Annotated in this window: 26 protein-coding genes, 3 tRNA genes and 1 pseudogene; 22 read left to right on the forward strand and 8 right to left on the reverse strand. The window is 30.7% G+C overall.

The features are described 5' to 3' along the window. From Q0958_RS14705 to Q0958_RS14735, 7 genes and pseudogenes are all read left to right on the forward strand, one after another. Nucleotides 1-281 (forward strand): annotated as a pseudogene (locus Q0958_RS14705) (transposase); the annotation flags it as partial. 13 nt (nucleotides 282-294) lie between these two features. Next, the gene (locus Q0958_RS14710) at nucleotides 295-462 is read left to right on the forward strand and encodes a colicin D domain-containing protein (protein WP_299124378.1); all 168 of its coding nucleotides are present in this window, start codon (nucleotides 295-297) and stop codon (nucleotides 460-462) included. A gap of 3 nt (nucleotides 463-465) precedes the next feature. Continuing rightward, the gene (locus Q0958_RS14715) at nucleotides 466-711 is read left to right on the forward strand and encodes a hypothetical protein (protein ID WP_299124380.1); all 246 of its coding nucleotides are present in this window, start codon (nucleotides 466-468) and stop codon (nucleotides 709-711) included. 491 nt (nucleotides 712-1,202) lie between these two features. Further along, complete coding sequence (locus Q0958_RS14720; protein ID WP_299124382.1) at nucleotides 1,203-1,664, forward strand: transposase; 462 nt, start codon at nucleotides 1,203-1,205, stop codon at nucleotides 1,662-1,664. 318 nt (nucleotides 1,665-1,982) lie between these two features. Further along, complete coding sequence (locus Q0958_RS14725; RefSeq protein WP_299124384.1) at nucleotides 1,983-2,348, forward strand: hypothetical protein; 366 nt, start codon at nucleotides 1,983-1,985, stop codon at nucleotides 2,346-2,348. A gap of 143 nt (nucleotides 2,349-2,491) precedes the next feature. Then, a complete protein-coding gene (locus Q0958_RS14730) occupies nucleotides 2,492-2,701 on the forward strand; it encodes a hypothetical protein (RefSeq protein WP_299124385.1) in 210 nt (69 codons plus the stop codon). Next, nucleotides 2,689-2,880, forward strand: a complete 192-nt coding sequence (locus tag Q0958_RS14735) for a hypothetical protein (RefSeq protein ID WP_299124387.1) — start codon at nucleotides 2,689-2,691, stop codon at nucleotides 2,878-2,880. Before Q0958_RS14730 ends, Q0958_RS14735 begins: the two co-directional genes overlap by 13 nt. Nucleotides 2,881-3,364: 484 nt before the next feature. On the opposite strand, the gene Q0958_RS14740 is transcribed toward Q0958_RS14735, so the two are convergent. The 3 genes from Q0958_RS14740 to Q0958_RS14750 form a co-directional block, all read right to left on the reverse strand. Continuing rightward, a tRNA-Leu gene (locus Q0958_RS14740) sits at nucleotides 3,365-3,450 on the reverse strand. A 65-nt stretch (nucleotides 3,451-3,515) separates the two neighbouring features. Further along, a tRNA-Leu gene (locus Q0958_RS14745) sits at nucleotides 3,516-3,601 on the reverse strand. Between the two features lie 20 nt (nucleotides 3,602-3,621). Next, nucleotides 3,622-3,693 (reverse strand) — tRNA-Gly (locus Q0958_RS14750). A 173-nt stretch (nucleotides 3,694-3,866) separates the two neighbouring features. Between Q0958_RS14750 and cyoE the strand changes: the two genes are divergently transcribed. The 10 genes from cyoE to tsaB all read left to right on the forward strand — a co-directional run bounded on the left by cyoE (nucleotide 3,867) and on the right by tsaB (nucleotide 11,161). Beyond that, the gene (cyoE, locus tag Q0958_RS14755) at nucleotides 3,867-4,769 is read left to right on the forward strand and encodes a heme o synthase (protein WP_299124389.1); all 903 of its coding nucleotides are present in this window, start codon (nucleotides 3,867-3,869) and stop codon (nucleotides 4,767-4,769) included. Further along, entirely contained in the window at nucleotides 4,769-5,353 is a 585-nt protein-coding gene (locus Q0958_RS14760; RefSeq protein ID WP_150899380.1) for a cytochrome c oxidase subunit 3, read from the forward strand. Before cyoE ends, Q0958_RS14760 begins: the two co-directional genes overlap by 1 nt. Nucleotides 5,354-5,409: 56 nt before the next feature. Then, nucleotides 5,410-6,393, forward strand: a complete 984-nt coding sequence (locus Q0958_RS14765; RefSeq protein ID WP_299124392.1) for a cytochrome c oxidase subunit 3 — start codon at nucleotides 5,410-5,412, stop codon at nucleotides 6,391-6,393. Between the two features lie 18 nt (nucleotides 6,394-6,411). After that, on the forward strand, nucleotides 6,412-6,750 hold the full coding sequence (locus tag Q0958_RS14770; protein WP_299124394.1) for a cytochrome C oxidase subunit IV family protein: 339 nt from the start codon (nucleotides 6,412-6,414) through the stop codon (nucleotides 6,748-6,750). Nucleotides 6,751-6,813: 63 nt separating this feature from the next. Next, nucleotides 6,814-7,461, forward strand: coding sequence for a hypothetical protein (locus tag Q0958_RS14775; RefSeq protein ID WP_299124396.1), 648 nt, complete (start codon nucleotides 6,814-6,816; stop codon nucleotides 7,459-7,461). A gap of 11 nt (nucleotides 7,462-7,472) precedes the next feature. Next, entirely contained in the window at nucleotides 7,473-8,120 is a 648-nt protein-coding gene (locus Q0958_RS14780) for an SCO family protein (protein ID WP_299124398.1), read from the forward strand. A gap of 1 nt (nucleotide 8,121) precedes the next feature. Further along, a complete protein-coding gene (locus Q0958_RS14785; RefSeq protein ID WP_299124400.1) occupies nucleotides 8,122-8,643 on the forward strand; it encodes a DUF420 domain-containing protein in 522 nt (173 codons plus the stop codon). Beyond that, a complete protein-coding gene (locus Q0958_RS14790) occupies nucleotides 8,636-8,848 on the forward strand; it encodes a hypothetical protein (RefSeq protein ID WP_272150780.1) in 213 nt (70 codons plus the stop codon). The genes Q0958_RS14785 and Q0958_RS14790 overlap by 8 nt, the downstream gene beginning before the upstream one ends. 217 nt (nucleotides 8,849-9,065) lie before the next feature. Further along, a complete protein-coding gene (locus tag Q0958_RS14795) occupies nucleotides 9,066-10,391 on the forward strand; it encodes a TolC family protein (RefSeq protein ID WP_299124403.1) in 1,326 nt (441 codons plus the stop codon). 92 nt (nucleotides 10,392-10,483) lie between these two features. After that, on the forward strand, nucleotides 10,484-11,161 hold the full coding sequence (gene tsaB, locus Q0958_RS14800; protein WP_299124405.1) for a tRNA (adenosine(37)-N6)-threonylcarbamoyltransferase complex dimerization subunit type 1 TsaB: 678 nt from the start codon (nucleotides 10,484-10,486) through the stop codon (nucleotides 11,159-11,161). On the opposite strand, the gene Q0958_RS14805 is transcribed toward tsaB, so the two are convergent. From Q0958_RS14805 to Q0958_RS14815, 3 genes are all read right to left on the reverse strand, one after another. After that, on the reverse strand, nucleotides 11,158-11,964 hold the full coding sequence (locus Q0958_RS14805; RefSeq protein ID WP_299124407.1) for a mechanosensitive ion channel domain-containing protein: 807 nt from the start codon (nucleotides 11,962-11,964) through the stop codon (nucleotides 11,158-11,160). The genes tsaB and Q0958_RS14805 overlap by 4 nt on opposite strands. 64 nt (nucleotides 11,965-12,028) lie before the next feature. Then, nucleotides 12,029-12,382 (reverse strand): DUF1304 domain-containing protein, encoded by a 354-nt coding sequence (locus Q0958_RS14810; protein ID WP_299124409.1) that lies wholly within the window; start codon nucleotides 12,380-12,382, stop codon nucleotides 12,029-12,031. A 173-nt stretch (nucleotides 12,383-12,555) separates the two neighbouring features. Next, nucleotides 12,556-12,756 (reverse strand): dodecin family protein, encoded by a 201-nt coding sequence (locus Q0958_RS14815; RefSeq protein WP_150899369.1) that lies wholly within the window; start codon nucleotides 12,754-12,756, stop codon nucleotides 12,556-12,558. 171 nt (nucleotides 12,757-12,927) lie between these two features. Between Q0958_RS14815 and Q0958_RS14820 the strand changes: the two genes are divergently transcribed. After that, the gene (locus Q0958_RS14820; RefSeq protein WP_299124411.1) at nucleotides 12,928-13,275 is read left to right on the forward strand and encodes a nicotinic acid mononucleotide adenyltransferase; all 348 of its coding nucleotides are present in this window, start codon (nucleotides 12,928-12,930) and stop codon (nucleotides 13,273-13,275) included. Nucleotides 13,276-13,330: 55 nt separating this feature from the next. On the opposite strand, the gene Q0958_RS14825 is transcribed toward Q0958_RS14820, so the two are convergent. Next, nucleotides 13,331-13,969, reverse strand: a complete 639-nt coding sequence (locus tag Q0958_RS14825) for a ribonuclease H family protein (RefSeq protein WP_299124413.1) — start codon at nucleotides 13,967-13,969, stop codon at nucleotides 13,331-13,333. Further along, complete coding sequence (locus Q0958_RS14830) at nucleotides 13,962-14,531, reverse strand: phosphoribosylglycinamide formyltransferase (protein WP_299124415.1); 570 nt, start codon at nucleotides 14,529-14,531, stop codon at nucleotides 13,962-13,964. Before Q0958_RS14830 ends, Q0958_RS14825 begins: the two co-directional genes overlap by 8 nt. A 180-nt stretch (nucleotides 14,532-14,711) precedes the next feature. On the opposite strand from Q0958_RS14830, the gene Q0958_RS14835 reads away from it, so the two are divergent. The 4 genes from Q0958_RS14835 (at nucleotide 14,712) to Q0958_RS14850 (ending at nucleotide 17,505) form a co-directional block, all read left to right on the forward strand. Continuing rightward, nucleotides 14,712-14,948, forward strand: coding sequence for an acyl carrier protein (locus Q0958_RS14835; protein ID WP_093871978.1), 237 nt, complete (start codon nucleotides 14,712-14,714; stop codon nucleotides 14,946-14,948). Between the two features lie 7 nt (nucleotides 14,949-14,955). Beyond that, complete coding sequence (gene fabF / locus Q0958_RS14840; protein ID WP_299124422.1) at nucleotides 14,956-16,206, forward strand: beta-ketoacyl-ACP synthase II; 1,251 nt, start codon at nucleotides 14,956-14,958, stop codon at nucleotides 16,204-16,206. Between the two features lie 6 nt (nucleotides 16,207-16,212). Further along, the gene (gene rnc, locus Q0958_RS14845; protein ID WP_299124424.1) at nucleotides 16,213-16,950 is read left to right on the forward strand and encodes a ribonuclease III; all 738 of its coding nucleotides are present in this window, start codon (nucleotides 16,213-16,215) and stop codon (nucleotides 16,948-16,950) included. Nucleotides 16,951-17,034: 84 nt separating this feature from the next. Next, nucleotides 17,035-17,505, forward strand: a complete 471-nt coding sequence (locus Q0958_RS14850; RefSeq protein ID WP_299124426.1) for an IPExxxVDY family protein — start codon at nucleotides 17,035-17,037, stop codon at nucleotides 17,503-17,505. Nucleotide 17,506: the final 1 nt, after the last annotated feature.

Raw genomic sequence — 17,506 nt, forward strand, 5'->3', positions numbered from 1 at the left:
AAGAGAGTAGAAAAGAATGGTTGTTATGGATGTTTAAAAGAGCAGGTAGAAAGAATGCGACAATAACTAAATATCAGCTTTGGCAACAACATAATAAACCAATAGAGCTTTGGAGTAATAAGGTTATTAAACAAAAAATTGATTACATTCATAATAATCCAGTAGAAAATGGCTTTGTAGTAAAGCCAGAGGAATGGAAATATTCTAGTGCCAGAAACTTTGCAGGAGACTATACAATTTTAAATATAGATTCTACAGGTTTTATATCAGAGTTTAATTAAGTAAAGATTAATCGTGTTTACCACTAGTCAGAGACTAGCGGTAGCGGGGGAAAAGGTAATTCACTATGTCAATCCAAATTCGGCCTTAAATGTTATGACTAAATTAGATGGGACATTTATAAGTGGTTGGAAATTAGGAGAAGAACAGTTGAAAAAAGTATTAACTAGAGGAAGCTTATAAATTATGGAAATAAATAAAGAAAAAAATAAAACTACTATTGAGTTTTCAAACAATGAACTTTTAGTGTTGTTTGATTGGTTAGTTGATTTTAACAAAAGAGATTATAATTTTAATTGTCAAGTAGCAGAGCAAAGACTATTATGGGATTTAGAAGCGTTATTAGAAAAACAAATTGTAGAGGCTTTTGATGATAATTATAGAAAACTATTAGATAAAGCTCGAAAAAAAATAGCCAATCATGAAATATGAGACCCTGCTCGCGCACGAAATGAAATTCCCGATAGCGCGGAAATGTTTTCCGTGCCGAGTATGAGTAACCCGATGGCGCGGATATAAAAGTACACAAAAGTGCTAGCACAGATTTGTAATCTGTGCCGAGTATGAGTAAGTAAATAGAAATTAAATTATTAAAAATAAATAAAGCCACAGTAGTAATGTTGTTGTTTTACATAGTCCTAACTCTATTGCTTGGATATGATAGCGCAGATTTGCAATCTGTGCAAACAAAGAGTAAGTAAGAATATTAAAAAGTTATGGTTTTTAACAGCAATGGAGCTGAAAATATTTCCGTACCAACTACTAGCTTGTAAGATAATATAAAACGGTTTAATAATATATAAAGACGTTTTTAATGCTTTTTTGTAGATTTAAAAAGAAATATAATGAGCATGTCAACAAAATACAAAGCTTTAGATAATCAGTGTTATTTTATTACAATTACAGTTGTAGGATGAGTAGATGTGTTTACAAGGCTTTCTCAGAAATATGTTATTACAGATGCTTTAAAATATTGTATGAAGAATAAAGGATTAGAGCTATATGGATATTGTTTAATGCATAGCCATATACATTTGCTATGTAGAGCAACAGAAGTTAAGGTTTTACCTGATATTATTCGAGACTTTAAAAAATACACCTCAAAAAAGATTATAACAACTATAAAAGAAGAAGCAGAGAGTAGAAGAGAATGGATGTTGTCTTATTTTAAAGAAGCTTGTAGTCATTTAAAACGTAAACAAGAATACAAAGTTTGGCAAGATGGTTATCATGCCGAGGTTGTTTATTCGAATAGTTTTATAAAACAAAAATTAAAATATATTCATAACAATCCAGTAACTGATAAAATTGTAACGAATCCAGAAGAATATATTTTTAGTTCAGCCAGAAATTATGCAGATTTAGAAAGTGTAATTGATATATAGTTCTAAGAGAGGAGTTACTTTAGTTATAATTAGTATACTATTTTAAATTTTTTCACGGATTACAAATCCGCGAGATCGAATATTCATAATAATACAATTGGTATTAAAGTAGGAAAGATAAATCCAAATGCCAGTATATAAGATTTAGCCAAAATAATTATGCAAAAATTAACGAATGGGGAAGATATAATAATAAATTAGTGAGCTCTAATAAAAAAGATGTGAATTCTAATTTTGTTAAAAGAAAAGGAATTTCAAAGAAAATTTATGGAGAAATAAAAAATGGGACAATTCAATTGTAGAAATATAAATTTCATTATGAATAAAAGGTTTTATTTAATTATAATTACTGTACTTTTAATATTATCATGCCAAAGTAGTTATAAAGAAAAAGATAAGGTTAAATACTACAGTTCAATCAAATCTGAAGTAGTGGATACCTTGAAAGTTGATTCAGAAGATTTAATTACTAGATTAATAGTAAAAATAAAAGGTCATTCTAAAGGCAAGTTTAAGTTTTATTATGGACATAAACCTTATGACAAATTTCAAATAATAGAAATGAATGATGAAATTAACAAAATAATTAACTCTGATTGGTATGAACCAGAATGTGTAATAAAAATTATTCCAAATTATGAGGTGAAAATAGATGGCTTATCTGTTGGGTTTAATTTTGAATAAACTCGATAGCGCGGAAATGTTTTCCGTTCCGTTGGGGTAATGAAATATTGAATCATTTACTAATTAGGGAATTATTTACCATTTTATTGATTTTAGCATTACTTTTGTTATATTGTACAATATGGTAATAAAATGATATAGATATGAGCACATTAGAATTAAGACAAGAGATGCTGGATATGATTAAGAATGAAGATGATAGTTCTTTAAAAAATCTATATCAGCTTATTAAATCCTACAAACAGCAACGTCAATTAGATAAGATGATAGCTGAAGGAGAAGAAGATATTAAAGCAGGAAGATTACATAGTCAATCAGATGTTCAAAAAATGATTGAGAGTTGGGTGAAGTAATTAAACCAGTAGTTTGGACTACCAGAGCTACAAAGGACTTAAAAAAGGTTACTAAATTCAACTTGGAATTGTATGGAGTTGAAAAAGCTTTAGAAATATCTACTAACCTTAGAAAATCTACAGAAATTTTAGAGAGTACTTCTATTGATGTGACTGAATATGGTCAGATTGATGAATAATTTTTACATCTTAAGCATGAGTACAGAAAGTTAATCAATAACCACTGTAAAATTACTTACAGAGTTGGTAAGAATAGTGTTTATATAGTTAGAGTATTTGATACTAGACAAAATCCAAGTAAAAATTTATAATAAGAAAAAGATATCACCCGATTGCGCAGAAATGTTTTCCGTGCCGAGTATGAGTAAGTAAATAGAAATTAAATTTTAAAAATAAATAAAGCCACAGCAGTAATGTTGTGGTTTTGTTGTTTTATATAGTCCTAGCTCTATTGCTTGGATATGATAGTCTCGTTCCCATGTTGTTGTAAAAGATAATTCTTCATAGTAAATTAAATAGTTAGAATGCAACAAGATAAGGTTTGGATTTATTCTTTCACATGAAATGAGTAACAGAGAAGGGGAAAGTATATGGAAAAGCTGACTTATTAAACAAAACTTTTATAAAATAAAAAAACCTTAACAAATAAATGTTAAGGTTTAGTACTGAAGGCGGGACTTGAACCCGCACGGGCATTACGGCCCATTGGATTTTAAGTCCAACGTGTCTACCAATTCCACCACTTCAGCATGGTATAATATATTTATTTTGACTACTTTTAAAATTAAGCCTCGCTAATGAAAGCGAGGCTTAGTACTGAAGGCGGGACTTGAACCCGCACGAGCATTACGGCTCATTGGATTTTAAGTCCAACGTGTCTACCAATTCCACCACTTCAGCATAATCTCTTAAAAGGATTGAGCGAAAGACGGGATTTGAACCCGCGACCCTCACCTTGGCAAGGTGATGCTCTACCCCTGAGCTACTTTCGCGTAGTCAAAAATTATTTTAAAGAACTTGTGCATTGCTCCGAATGCGGGTGCAAATATAACACCATTTTTTGAATTACAAAGCAATTTTTTATTTTTTTTAAATTTAATTACCAATAAATTTTATTGCGATTACATAAGAAAGAAATATCTTTGCAGAAATTTTAAAATAAGAAGTGAGCACCGTTTCATCTGTAAATACAAAAACCTCTTTAAAATCAGTCTTTAACGATTTTAAGCAATTAACAAAAGTTGGCTTATCGGTTAGTGTGGTATTCACATCTATTACAGGATATCTTTTAGGAGCAGAAAATATAAATTATACAACAATACTATTATTAGCTATTGGTGGGTACTTTATGGTAGGCGCATCAAATGCATTTAATCAAGTAATAGAAAAAGATATTGACGCAGTAATGCAACGTACTAAAAACAGACCATTACCTGCAGGTAGAATGTCTGTAACAACAGCATTAATCATAGCAACAATATTTACAATAGCTGGAATAGCCATATTATATGCCATTAATCCTAAATGTGCATTATTTGGAGCAATTTCGATATTCTTATATACAAGTGCCTATACACCATTAAAAGCAGTAACTCCTTTAGCAGTTTTTGTAGGAGCAATCCCAGGAGCAATTCCTTTTATGTTAGGTTGGGTAGCAGCAACAGGAAATTTTGGAATAGAAGCAGGTTTTTTATTCATGATCCAATTTTTCTGGCAATTTCCACATTTTTGGGCAATAGGTTGGTTACAATATGAAGAGTACAATAAAGCAGGGCTGCATATGCTACCTATGGACAAAAAAGACAAAGGAGCTATTGTACAAATTATATTCTATACTTGTGTAATGATATTAATGTCTATTGCACCAGTATTAAAGGTAACAGGAAACTTTTATATATATCCAGTAACTGCTGTTATCATATTATTATTAGGAATGTTAATGTTGTATTATGCATTTCAATTATACAAAACAGAAAAAAACACTGATGCACGAAAATTAATGTTAGCAAGTGTTTTTTATATTACAATAGTACCCATTATATATGTGGTAGATAAATTTTTACATTAATGAGTGAACAAACTTTACAAGAAGAGTTAAGAGCAGGTAAAAGAAAATCAGCGAAACCAATGTTATGGATTTCAATGATTAGTATGGTAATGTTTTTTGCAGGACTTACAAGTGCGTATGTAATAAGTATGAATCGTGAAGATTGGGTTACTTTCGAATTACCACAAGCATTTTATGTAAGTACAGTATTAATAGTAATGAGTAGTATTACATTAATACTATCGCAAAAATTTTTAAAAAAGGATAAAATTCAGGTGTCATTCATGCTATTATTAGCAACTTTAGTGCTAGGATTAGGTTTTGTATGGCAACAATATGTTGGATTTAACGAATTAAAAGCTGTAGGATTGTATTTTACTGGACCAGAAAGTACAGTGTCTACATCTTTTATAATAGGGATAACATTTTTACATGTACTACATTTATTAGCGGGTGTAATTGTGTTATTAGTAGTAATTTATAATCATTTTAAAAAGAAATATTCATCGGCGGATATGCTTGGGTTTGAGTTAGGTGCAATCTTCTGGCATTTTGTAGATGTATTATGGATTTATCTATTTTTCTTTTTCTATTTCATAAGATGATGAAAAATGCGTAATTTTGGCGCACTGTTTTAACAAAAATTAACAAAAAGAGATTTATGGGAGCAAATATTGCTGTAAATTCTGACAACAAAGAGACCTGGGGCGGAGGTGGTGCAAAACCATTTGGCGCTAGTTATGGTAAAATGATGATGTGGTTTTTCATCGTATCTGATGCATTAACATTTTCAGGTTTTTTAGCAGCGTACGGTTTAACACGTTTTAAGTTTATTGACTCTTGGCCAATAGCCGATGAGGTATTTACCCACTTTCCAGGGTTACATGGTGTACACGCACCTATGTATTATGTAGCATTAATGACATTTATTTTAATTGTATCGTCGGTAACAATGGTATTAGCGGTAGATGCAGGTCATCAAATGAAACAAAAGAAAGTAGCTTGGTATATGTTCGCAACGATTGTTTTTGGTATTATTTTCGTTGGATCACAAGCATGGGAGTGGAAAAACTTTATTAACGGTTCGTACGGAGCAGTTAAAACTTCTGATAACCACATTATACAGTTCGTAAAAGATGGACATCAGATAGCGTTAGCCGATTTTATACACACTGAAAGAAAAGACGACAGAATTCACCATACCCGTAAAAATGGATTATGGTTTGATCAAGAACCAGCAATTTCTCAGTATTCGGTAGCACAAGTACAAGAGGCTTTTAAAGCTGATCCTACTTTAAGAATTAGAACTGAAAAATTAAATCCAGAAACTAAACAAAAGATAATTTTATCTAGAGAAGAAAGTTTAGCACAATTAGCTTTAGCAACTCAAGTTGTTGAAGGGGCTAACTTAAAAGTAAATGAGTATGGTAATCCAATATTTGCAGATTTCTTCTTCTTTATTACAGGATTCCACGGATTCCACGTATTCTCAGGGATTTTAATTAATATAATCATATTCTTTAATGTTGTATTAGGAACCTACGAGCGTAGAGGACATTATGAAATGGTTGAAAAAGTAGGTTTATATTGGCACTTTGTAGATTTAGTTTGGGTATTTGTATTTACCTTCTTCTACTTAGTATAATAAAAAAACGATAGTAAAATGGGTCACGCACACGAATCGAATAAAAAAAGAATTTGGATTGTTTTAGCAATCTTAACAATTATAACAACTGTAGAGGTTGTGTTAGGTATTATAAAGCCTGCATCGTTACATTTACATGGATGGGGAACTAGTTGGTTAAACTGGATTTTCATTATCTTAACAATTGCAAAAGCATACTATATTGCATGGGCTTTTATGCACTTAGAAGGTGAAAAAACATGGTTTAGAAGATCAATTGTTTGGACAGGAGTTTTCTTAATATCTTACTTATTATTTATTGTATTGATAGAAGGAGATTATTTATATGAAACATTAGCGCCATTAGTAAAATGGTAATTATATAAAATTGAAAAAAAAGGTGGTTTTAACCACCTTTTTTTGTCTTTAATTTGAAATCAAATGAAGGTAACTAAAAAACACATAGTTCTATTTGCATTATTTATAGTGCCCTTATTATTTTATATATTCCTATCACTTGGAATTAATAATTTTGCAAAACTACCAGTACTAACTGAAAACGTCATAGATATTTCGTCAATTAATAAAAAACACACATTTGATAGAAAAATATCAATTGTTACTTTTTTGGGAACTAATATTGACGAAGCAAAAGGAGAGTTATTTAATTTAAATGAAAAGATTTACAAACCATTTTATGGGTTTAAAGATTTTCAATTAATAGTAATTGCGCCGAAAGGAATGGAAGATAAAGTTGTAAAACTTCAAAAAGACATTGGAGCATTTACAAACATGATTAAGTGGAATTTTGTATTTGCTAATGAAGCAGAGATAAAAGTGTTGTTTGATAGTTTTAAAACCAATCAATCATTAGATAATGTATTACACACATCAAAGGCTTTTATTATAGATAAAGAAATGCACTTAAGAGGAAGGGCTGATGATGAAGATAGTGCAAATGGAAAGTTGTTTGGCTATAATATGAAATCGGTAGCTGAGTTAAATAATAAAATGAAAGATGATGTTAAAGTGGTGTTAGCAGAATATCGCTTAGCATTAAAAAAGAACAATGCTGATAGACAAATATAAAAGCTAATACTATGAAAAAACAAAATTATTCATACATAGGAATTTCATTCATTATCTTATTATTTGGTATTTATTCAGTACCCAAAATTGTTAAACATTTTAAGAAAGCAGACTTATATAAATATACTAAGGTTCCAGATTTTGAATTCACAAATCAACACGGAGAAACCATATCTAATAAAGATTATGAAGGTAAAGTATATGTGGTAGAGTTTTTCTTTGCTACTTGTCCAACAATTTGTCCAATAATGAATGCAAGGTTAGTGGAGGTTCAAAACGAATTTATGGGGAATCCAAATTTTGGTATTGCATCGTTTTCAATAACGCCAGAGATAGATACACCAAAGCAGTTAAAAGCATATGCTAAAAGAAATGGTATAAACCATAAAAACTGGCATATGTTAACAGGTAAGCCAGAAGAAGTTGTGTATAATTTATCAAATGATGGATTTAAATTATTCGTTGGAAAAGGTGAAGTATCTCATGGTGGATTTGAGCATTCGGGGTTATTTGCTTTGGTAGATAAAGATGGATATATCCGTTCACGTTATGACGATCAAGGTAATCCAATAGGTTATTATAGAGCGTTAGAAGAACATGGTTTTGATAATCAAATAAAAGAATTAAAAGAAGATATAAAATTATTGTTAAAGGAGTAATATGAGTGCAGAAGAAAAAAAATATAAAAGGTTTATAACAATTGTATCTATAGTAATTCCAGTAGCAGTAGCGGCATTGTTTGGGATTAAAATACCAAATGTTGAACCCTTAACTTTTTTACCACCTATATATGCAAGTATAAATGCATTAACAGCTGTGTTATTAGTAGCATCGGTAGTAGCTATAAAAAAAGGAAATAAAAAACTTCATGAGCAATTAAATACAACTGCAATTATCTGTTCGGCATTGTTTTTAGTGATGTATGTAGCATATCATATGACTTCAGATTCGACAAAATTTGGAGGAGAAGGGCTAATAAAATATATATACTTGTTTATTTTATTAACACATATTGTATTGTCGGTAATAATTATTCCTTTTGTGTTAGTTACATTTATGAGAGCGCGTTTAGGAAAATTTCCAGAGCATAAGAAAATAGCAAAAATCACATTTCCATTATGGTTATATGTGGCAGTAACAGGAGTAATAGTATATATAATGATATCGCCATATTATGTTTAAAAAAATAGTTTTAATTCTACTATTAATAGTTTCAGGAAATGCATCTGCACAGTGTGCAATGTGTAAAGCGGTAGTAGAAGGAGGTAATGAAACAATGGCAGAAGGAGTTAATAATGGAATAACTTATTTAATGGTATTTCCCTATATATTAGTGGGATTATTATTCTATTTTATTTATCGCCATAAAAAGGCTTCAAAAAATTAACAGTCTAATAAGAGTTTTTTTTTGTAACATATTCTATTTTTAGTCGTCATATAAAAACAGTTTTAAAAAAATGTTCGATTTTGAATCAAATAATGTTCGGAATCAAACAGTTAAATGAAATTGAAAAACAACTAGTACTCTGGAATTCAGAAGATTATATTTTATTTCTTTTTGGAATACCAATTGACTAACTATAATGAACAAAAAAATATTCGTCTTGAAAACAAAAATTGTATTACTAGGAGCTCTATTAGTCTCATTAACAGGTTTTTCTCAAAAACAATGGACGCTTAAAGAGTGTGTAGACCATGCGTTGAAAAACAACATTACAATCAAACAAAATAAGCTAAGTGTACAACTTGCTGAAAAAGATGTAGCTATTGCTAAGGGGAATTTTCTGCCAGATTTAAATGCATCTTCAAATGGTTCTGTAAATTTTGGTTCTTCAATTGGTCAAAATGGATCAAGGATTTCTGCCGATAACTTCAGGTTAAGTGGAAGTTTAAGAACTTCAACAACTTTGTTTAATGGATTTAGAAATTTAAATACTTACAAACAAGCGAAATTAGGAGTAGAAGGAAGTAAATTAGATTTAGAAGTTATTGAAAATGATATTTCTTTAAATGTTGTAAATACTTATCTGAACGTGTTATTTGCTAAAGAAAATTTAAACGTAGCTAAAATTCAGGCTGAAATAAGTAAAAAACAAATTGATAGAGCCAAAGCTCAGTTTGAGGCTGGTGCAGTGCCTAAAGGTGATTTGTTAAATGTTCAATCTACAGCAGCAACAGATGCTCAAAATGTAGTTACTCAAGAGAATACATTAAATTTAGCTTTATTAAGATTATCGCAATTGTTACAATTACCATATGAAGGTTTTGATGTTCAAACAATAGATTTAAATTCTCCCTCTGGTGCATTATTGTATGATAATTCGAATGTAGTTTTCGAAAAAGCAGTTAAAAATAGACCTGAGATAGCTAAAGCAGAATTAAATGTTAAGAATGCAGACCTTTCTATCGATTTAGCTAAAGGAGCTTATTTACCTAGTTTATCATTTGATGCAAGTGCAGGAAGTTCATATCAGCACTTTTTCAATACCAATATTTTTTCTAATGAGTATTTATTTAAACAAATAAATGACAACTTAGGTTATAGTGTTGGTTTGTCATTAAACATTCCAATATTTAATCGTTTTCAAACAAAAAATAGAGTTTCGAAATCTATTATCAGTAAAGAAAACTCAGAGTTAGCTTTAGAGAATCAAAAATTACAGTTGCGTCAAACAATAGAGCAATCGTTTTTAGATGCGAAAGCAGCAGCAAAAACATTTGAAGCAGCAAAAGTATCTTTAGATGCCCAAAAAGAAGCTTTTAAAAATGCACAAGTAAGTTATGATTATGGTTCAATGACTCAGTTTGATTTTGATCAAGTTCGTAATCGTTTAGTTAATGCAGAAGGAGCTATGATTAGAGCTAAATACGATTATGTGTTTAAAACAAAAGTATTAAAGTTCTACTTTGGAGAGTCGATAGTAGATTAGATATAAAGTTTATATAAAAAGAAAAACCTCGTTAAGTAAAAATTAACGAGGTTTTTCTTTATAATGTATCTTTGCAAAAAAGTATTATTAGTTTGGCATTAATTTTAAATATAGAAACGGCTACTAAAAACTGTTCAGTAAGTATTGCAGAAAACGGAAAGGTTTTAGCTATTAGAGAATTAAACGAAGGAAGTTATTCACATGCGGAAAAATTACATCCTTTTATACAAGAGGTTTTAGAAGAACTAGCATTAACCACTAGTAAGTTAGATGCTATAGCAGTAAGTAAAGGTCCTGGTTCTTATACAGGACTTCGTATAGGGGTTTCAGCAGCAAAAGGGCTTTGTTTTTCAATAGACAAGCCATTGATATCGCTAGAAACATTAAAGTCGTTAGCCCGTAGTATAAATGTTGAAGAAGGGCTAATAGTACCAATGATTGATGCGCGTAGGATGGAAGTATATTCTGCAATATATAATTCAAACTATGAACAAGAGAGAGAAATACAAGCTCAAATAATTGATGAAAACTCATTTAAGGAAGAGTTATCGAAAGGGAAAGTGTATTTCTTAGGTGATGGAGCAGGAAAGTGTAAAGAAGTTATTACACATGAAAATGCTGTATTTGTAGATGGAAAGTTTCCTTCATCAAAAGAAATGGCTGCATTAAGTTATGAGAAGTACAAAAAAAACGACATCGAAGATGTCGCTTATTTTGAACCTTTTTATTTAAAAGATTTTATTGTAATTCCAGAAAAAAAGAAGGTTTAACCTTCTTTTTGAATTTCCACAGAGTGTGGATAAGGAATTTCGATACCAGCTTTGTCTAAAGCTAATTTTACGTTTTCAGTAGTTTCGAAGTAAACATCCCAATAGTTAGGAGTTTCCGTCCATGGTCTCACAGCAAAGTTTACAGAACTATCTGCTAATTCAGAAACATTAACACTAGGAGCAGGGTTTTTTAATACTTTAGGGTTAGATGTTAAAACATCCATTAAAATTTCCTTTGTTTGTTTAATGTCGGCATCATACGATACACCAAAAGTTAAATCAACTCTTAATTTACCTTCAGCTGTATAATTAATAATGTTACCGTTAGATAAAGCACCATTAGGAATAATAGCTAATTTGTTTCCTGGAGTGTTTATGTGAGTAGTAAACACTTGAATTTCTTTTACTACACCAGTTACACCTTGCGCTTCGATTAAATCACCAATTTTAAAAGGTTTAAAAATCATAATTAAAGCTCCTCCGGCAAAATTTGATAATGATCCTTGTAAAGCCAAACCAACAGCAAGACCAGCAGCACCAATAATAGCAGCAAAAGATGTTGTTGCAACTCCTAAGTTAGAAATAACAGTAACAAATAATAAAGCTTTTAAAGACCAGCTTAATAAATCGCCCAAAAACTTCTGTAGTGTAACATCTACGTTACGTTTGTTCATTATTTTTTTAAAGGTTCCTACAACAAATTTAATGGCAAATAATCCTACAATTAAAATTGCTAAAGCAGTTAGTACCTTAGGTGTGTAATCAATTAATAAGCTTTGAAACTTATCTAAATACTCTTTCATGTTTAAGTTTTTAAAAAATTAATAAAATGTAAGTAGCGTTAGTTTTTTAAAAAGTGAAGCAAAGTTACAGTATCAATAACAATATACCAATTAAAGAAGGTATAGATTGAACAAAGAATATTCTAGGTTTTTTTGTTGAATAGGCACCATAAATTCCAGCAACAAAAACACAGCCTAAGAAGAAAAGAGCTACATCAGTTTTTACAGATAAAATAGACCAAATCAAACCAGCAGCTAAAAAACCATTATATAACCCCTGATTGGCAGCTAATATTTTAGTTTCTTCTGCATATTCTTTCGATTTTAAACCAAAGGTTTTAATTCCTTTTGGTTTGGTCCATAAAACCATTTCTAAAATAACTATATAAATATGGATTAACGCTACTAAGGCAACGAAAAATAATTGAGGATAGGTCATTGTTAAATTGTTTTTTAGGTTAGTTAATAGATGTTTTTTAATGACAACAAAGTTTATTTACACAAACATATACAAAAAATATAGAGAAATTAGTATGAGTTTTTAAGAGTTGTGGGCATAAAAAAACGATACTGTACACAATATCGTTTAAATAGTAGTTAGTTAATATAGTGTTACTTTACTTCAAAAGTAACTTTTAAGTTAACTCTAAACTCAGTTACTTCATCATCGTTTACAACTACGCTTTGCGATTGTACAAATGCTGATTTAATTCCTTTAACTGATTTAGAAGCTTGTTTTACGGCTTTCCTGGTAGCATCTTCCCAACTTTTGTCAGAATTAGCTAAAATTTCAATAACTTTCATTACTGCCATAATAATTTCTTTAATGATTTATACCTCATAAATATACGAATTTTAAAGGTGATTTCTTTGTAAAAAAACACGATTAAAACTTAATGTTAAATTAATGTTACGAAAATGTTTCAATTATGTAAATATTTTTATATATTTGTAATGTAAGTGTTAATCCTTAAAAGTTTAGATATGAAGAAATTAATAATAGCCGCTTGTGTTTTATCAGTATCATTATTACAAGCTCAAGATACAGAACCAAAATTTGAAAAATCAGGAGATTTAGTAAAAGCAACTTATTTTTATAAGGATGGTAAAGTAAAGGAGCAAGGTTTCTTCAAAAACAAAAAGTTAACAGGGACATGGACTTCTTTCGATGAGAAAGGAAATAAAACCGTTATTGCACATTACGAAGCAGGAAAAAAAGTAGGTAAGTGGTTTATGTGGAAAGAAGATGGACTGAAAGAAATTGATTATAACAACAATGTTATAGCAAGTGTGCAAACATGGAAAGAAGAAACTAAAATGGCTATCAAGTAGTCTTTGGGAGATTAAACAGAATAAAAAAAACCGAGTAGATTTTCTACTCGGTTTTTTATTTTCTTCCAAAATCAGCAGGAATTTCTCCCCAAGCTTTAGTTTCCCATTTTAATAAAGGGTTTTTAAAAGAATTTTCTTTTAGCCACTTTTCGGCACGTTTTATTAAGTCTAAAATATCTTTATTCTTCTCATCAAAAACAATATTAGTTCTACATTGTTTTTTTCGAACCCATCCCATAGCTATTTTCGAATCTGAATAAATAGGTAGTTCATGCATGTTTTTACTTTTTAATAAAGCAATTCCATGAACTAAAGCCAAAAACTCACCAATATTATTGGTTCCATTAATAAAAGGCCCCATTTTAAAGATTTCTTTTTTATTGTGAGTTAAAACACCTCTATATTCCATTTTTCCAGGATTACCAGCACAAGCGGCATCTACAGAGATACTTTCTAAATTAGGATTACCATATTTAGCTTTTTCGGCAGCAGATAGAACAACTTTCTTGGTGTCTTTTCCTTTATAGTCGTTATAACTCTTGGTAAACGCAATTTCAGCTTCTTTTTTATCAATAAAGGCCTTGTATTGGGCACCTTCATACCCCGTTATTTGTTTTTTACAAGTATTCCAAGAGGTAAAAATACCTTTCTCTTTACCTTGCCAAACAACATAGTATTTTTTCTTTTTAGACATTCTTTGTAATTACTTCTTCAATTATTTTAGGAAAATGTTCATATTCTAAGGTATGAATTTTTTCAGCTATTTGCTCAGGTGAATCGTTTTTGTCTATGATTGTTTTTGCTTGAAAAATAATAGCACCTTCATCATAATTCTCATTAACATAATGAATTGTAATACCAGATTCCGATTCGTTATTCTCCTTAACTGCCTTGTGAACATTCATTCCGTACATACCTTTTCCTCCATATTTAGGCAATAAAGCAGGATGAATGTTTATAATTTTATTAGGAAATGCTTCAACAATTTTAGCAGGAATGCGCCATAAGAAACCAGCAAGTACAATAATGTCAGCTTCAACTTGTAAAAAGTTTAGTACGGTGTCATCTTTTGTAAAACTCTCTCTATCAAAGAGAGAAGCCTCGATATTGAGTCGTTCACAACGGTCAAAAACTTTGGCATGCTCATTGTTAGACAGCACGTGAGTAACAGTGGCAATTTGAGAAGAATTGAAGTGTTTAATTATATTTTCGGCATTGGATCCAGAGCCAGAAGCAAAAATTACGATACGTTTCATGTTAAAAATTAGTTGTTTTGTTACTGCAAAAAAAAGAATAATTATTAACAACGGTGGTGTGTGTAGCGAAATATTCAAGTATTTTTTTTATTTTAGGCATCACATTTTTGAGCAAAAGTTAGAATTAATAACTAAGATTTGTATTTTTGCCTCGATTTTAAATTTTAAAACAAACAAATTATGTCAGACATTGCATCAAGAGTAAAAGCAATTATCGTAGACAAGTTAGGAGTAGACGATAACGAAGTAACTAACGAAGCAAGCTTCACAAACGATTTAGGAGCAGATTCATTAGATACTGTTGAGTTAATCATGGAATTCGAAAAAGAATTTGATATTCAAATTCCAGATGATCAAGCAGAAAACATTGGTACTGTAGGTCAAGCGGTAAGCTATATAGAAGACGCAAAAAAATAAGATTTATATGCAATTAAAGCGAGTTGTAGTAACTGGACTTGGCGCATTAACGCCAATAGGAAACAATAAAGAAGAATATTGGAATAGCTTAGTTAACGGAGTTAGCGGAGCAGCACCTATAACGTATTTTGATGCTGCCAAGTTCAAAACTCGTTTCGCATGTGAGTTGAAAAACTTCAACGTGAATGATTTCATACATAGGAAAGAATCACGTAGAATGGATAGATTTACTCAGTATGCAATGGTAGCTTCAGACGAAGCTATTGCTGATGCTAAGATAAATTTAGATGAGGTCAACAAATTAAGAGTTGGTGTTATCTGGGGAGCAGGAATTGGAGGATTGGAAACATTTCAAAACGAAGTATTAAACTTTGCTAAAGGAGATGGAACACCAAAGTTCAATCCATTCTTTATCCCAAAAATGATTGCAGATATTGCTCCAGGAAATATTTCTATTAAAAATGGATTTATGGGGCCTAATTATACTACGGTATCTGCTTGTGCATCATCTGCAAATGCGATGATAGATGCACTTAATTACATTAGACTAGGTCATTGTGATGTTATCGTAACTGGAGGTAGTGAAGCTGCTGTTACAGTTGCAGGTATGGGAGGGTTTAATGCAATGCATGCTTTATCAACTAGAAATGAAAGTCCAGAAACAGCATCAAGACCATTTGATAGCGAACGTGATGGATTTGTTTTAGGAGAAGGAGCAGGAGCAATTGTATTAGAAGAATACGAACATGCCAAAGCTCGTGGAGCTAAAATTTATGCAGAAGTTATTGGAGGTGGAATGTCATCAGATGCTCACCACATGACTGCACCTCACCCAGAAGGAGTTGGTGTAATTGCAGTAATGAAAAACTGTCTTGAAAATGCTGGTATAAAACCAGAAGACGTAGACCATATTAATACTCACGGTACTTCTACCCCTCTTGGAGATGTAGCTGAGTTGAAAGCGATTTCTGAAGTTTTTGGAGATCATGCTAAGAATATAAACATCAACTCTACAAAGTCTATGACTGGACATTTATTAGGAGCAGCTGGTGCTATTGAATCTATTGCAGCAATCTTAGCAATGGAGCACGGTATTGTACCTCCAACAATAAATCATAAGAATGTTGATGAAAATATTAATCCAGATTTAAATTTAACACTGAATAAGCCACAAGAGAGAGAAATCAAAGTCGCAGTGAGTAACACATTTGGTTTTGGTGGACATAATGCTTGTGTCGCTTTTAGAAAACTAGATTAACCCTATATGAATTTTCTTCGTAGAATAGTAAGACCCCAGACTAAAGAAGATGAAAACTTTTACTACGAATTAAAAGAACTGCTTAATTTTAAGCCTATAAAATTATCGCATTATAAGAAAGCCTTTACACATAGGTCTCTTAAGTTAGTTGATAGCAAAGGAAACCCTATTAACTATGAGCGATTAGAATTTTTAGGTGATGCAATTTTAGGTTCGGTAATAGCATCTTATTTATATAAGAAGGTGCCTAAAGGTGACGAAGGATATTTAACTCAAATGCGTTCTAAAGTAGTAAGTAGAGAACACTTAAACGCTTTGGGAAAGGATTTGGAGTTAATACGTTTTGTAAAAAGCAATATTTCACAAGATCATATTAGCAATAATATTTATGGTAATATATTTGAAGCTCTAATAGGTGCTGTATACCTAGATAGAGGTTATAATTATTGTCATCAATTTATTTATGAGCAAGTAATATTACCTTATGTAGATATTGAAAGATTAGAAGGTAAAATTTCTAGTTACAAAGGTTTTGTGATAGAGTGGTGTCAGAAGAAAAAGAAGAAATATAAATTCGAATCATACGAAGATTCTGGGAACCAAAACAAGAGGCATTTTAGTGTTAGAGTAAGTATTGACGGTACTATTGTAGCCAAAGGTAGAGCTACTTCTAAGAAAAAAGCAGAGGAAATTGCAGCAAAAAGAGTGTATTACGCTATGCAAAGTCAGATGACAAACTCTTAACATTTAGCCGAAAACGTTTTCGTAAATTTCACATTATATTTTAGATACATTCATTAATTTAGCAAAAAACAAATAGTTGTTTTAATGGCTACCTATGCACTAAATATTGATGATTTTTCGGATAATGATTATGCATTAATAGGTATTCATACTGTATTGAGTGAGTACAGGTTAGCCTATTTGTTAAATCAATACCTGCAAATTAAGTTTTGCAGAGCCAGTTATGATTTAGATTTTACTCGAAAAAACAACCAATCTTCTTACGCCGTATATGAATATACCAACGTAGAATTAGAGTATGATTGGTTTTTAATTTCCAATAAATATAAATCGACACAAAAAACTATATCAACGAGTCTTTTTAATGAAAGTGATTCTATAATGCATCTCGTTTCAGAGAAAAAGAAAGTTGATTATTTTCTCAAGATAGAAGGAGATTTTGATTATGAATATATTGTCAAAACAATAGAAAAAATAAATCAAATACCTCAAGTTATAACCTCTTATGAAGTAGAGGTTGAATCGTTAAAATCGAAAGATTTTTTAATATTTTAAA

Origin of the sequence: uncultured Tenacibaculum sp. (assembly GCF_947499065.1) — a bacterium.
Classification (GTDB): domain Bacteria; phylum Bacteroidota; class Bacteroidia; order Flavobacteriales; family Flavobacteriaceae; genus Polaribacter.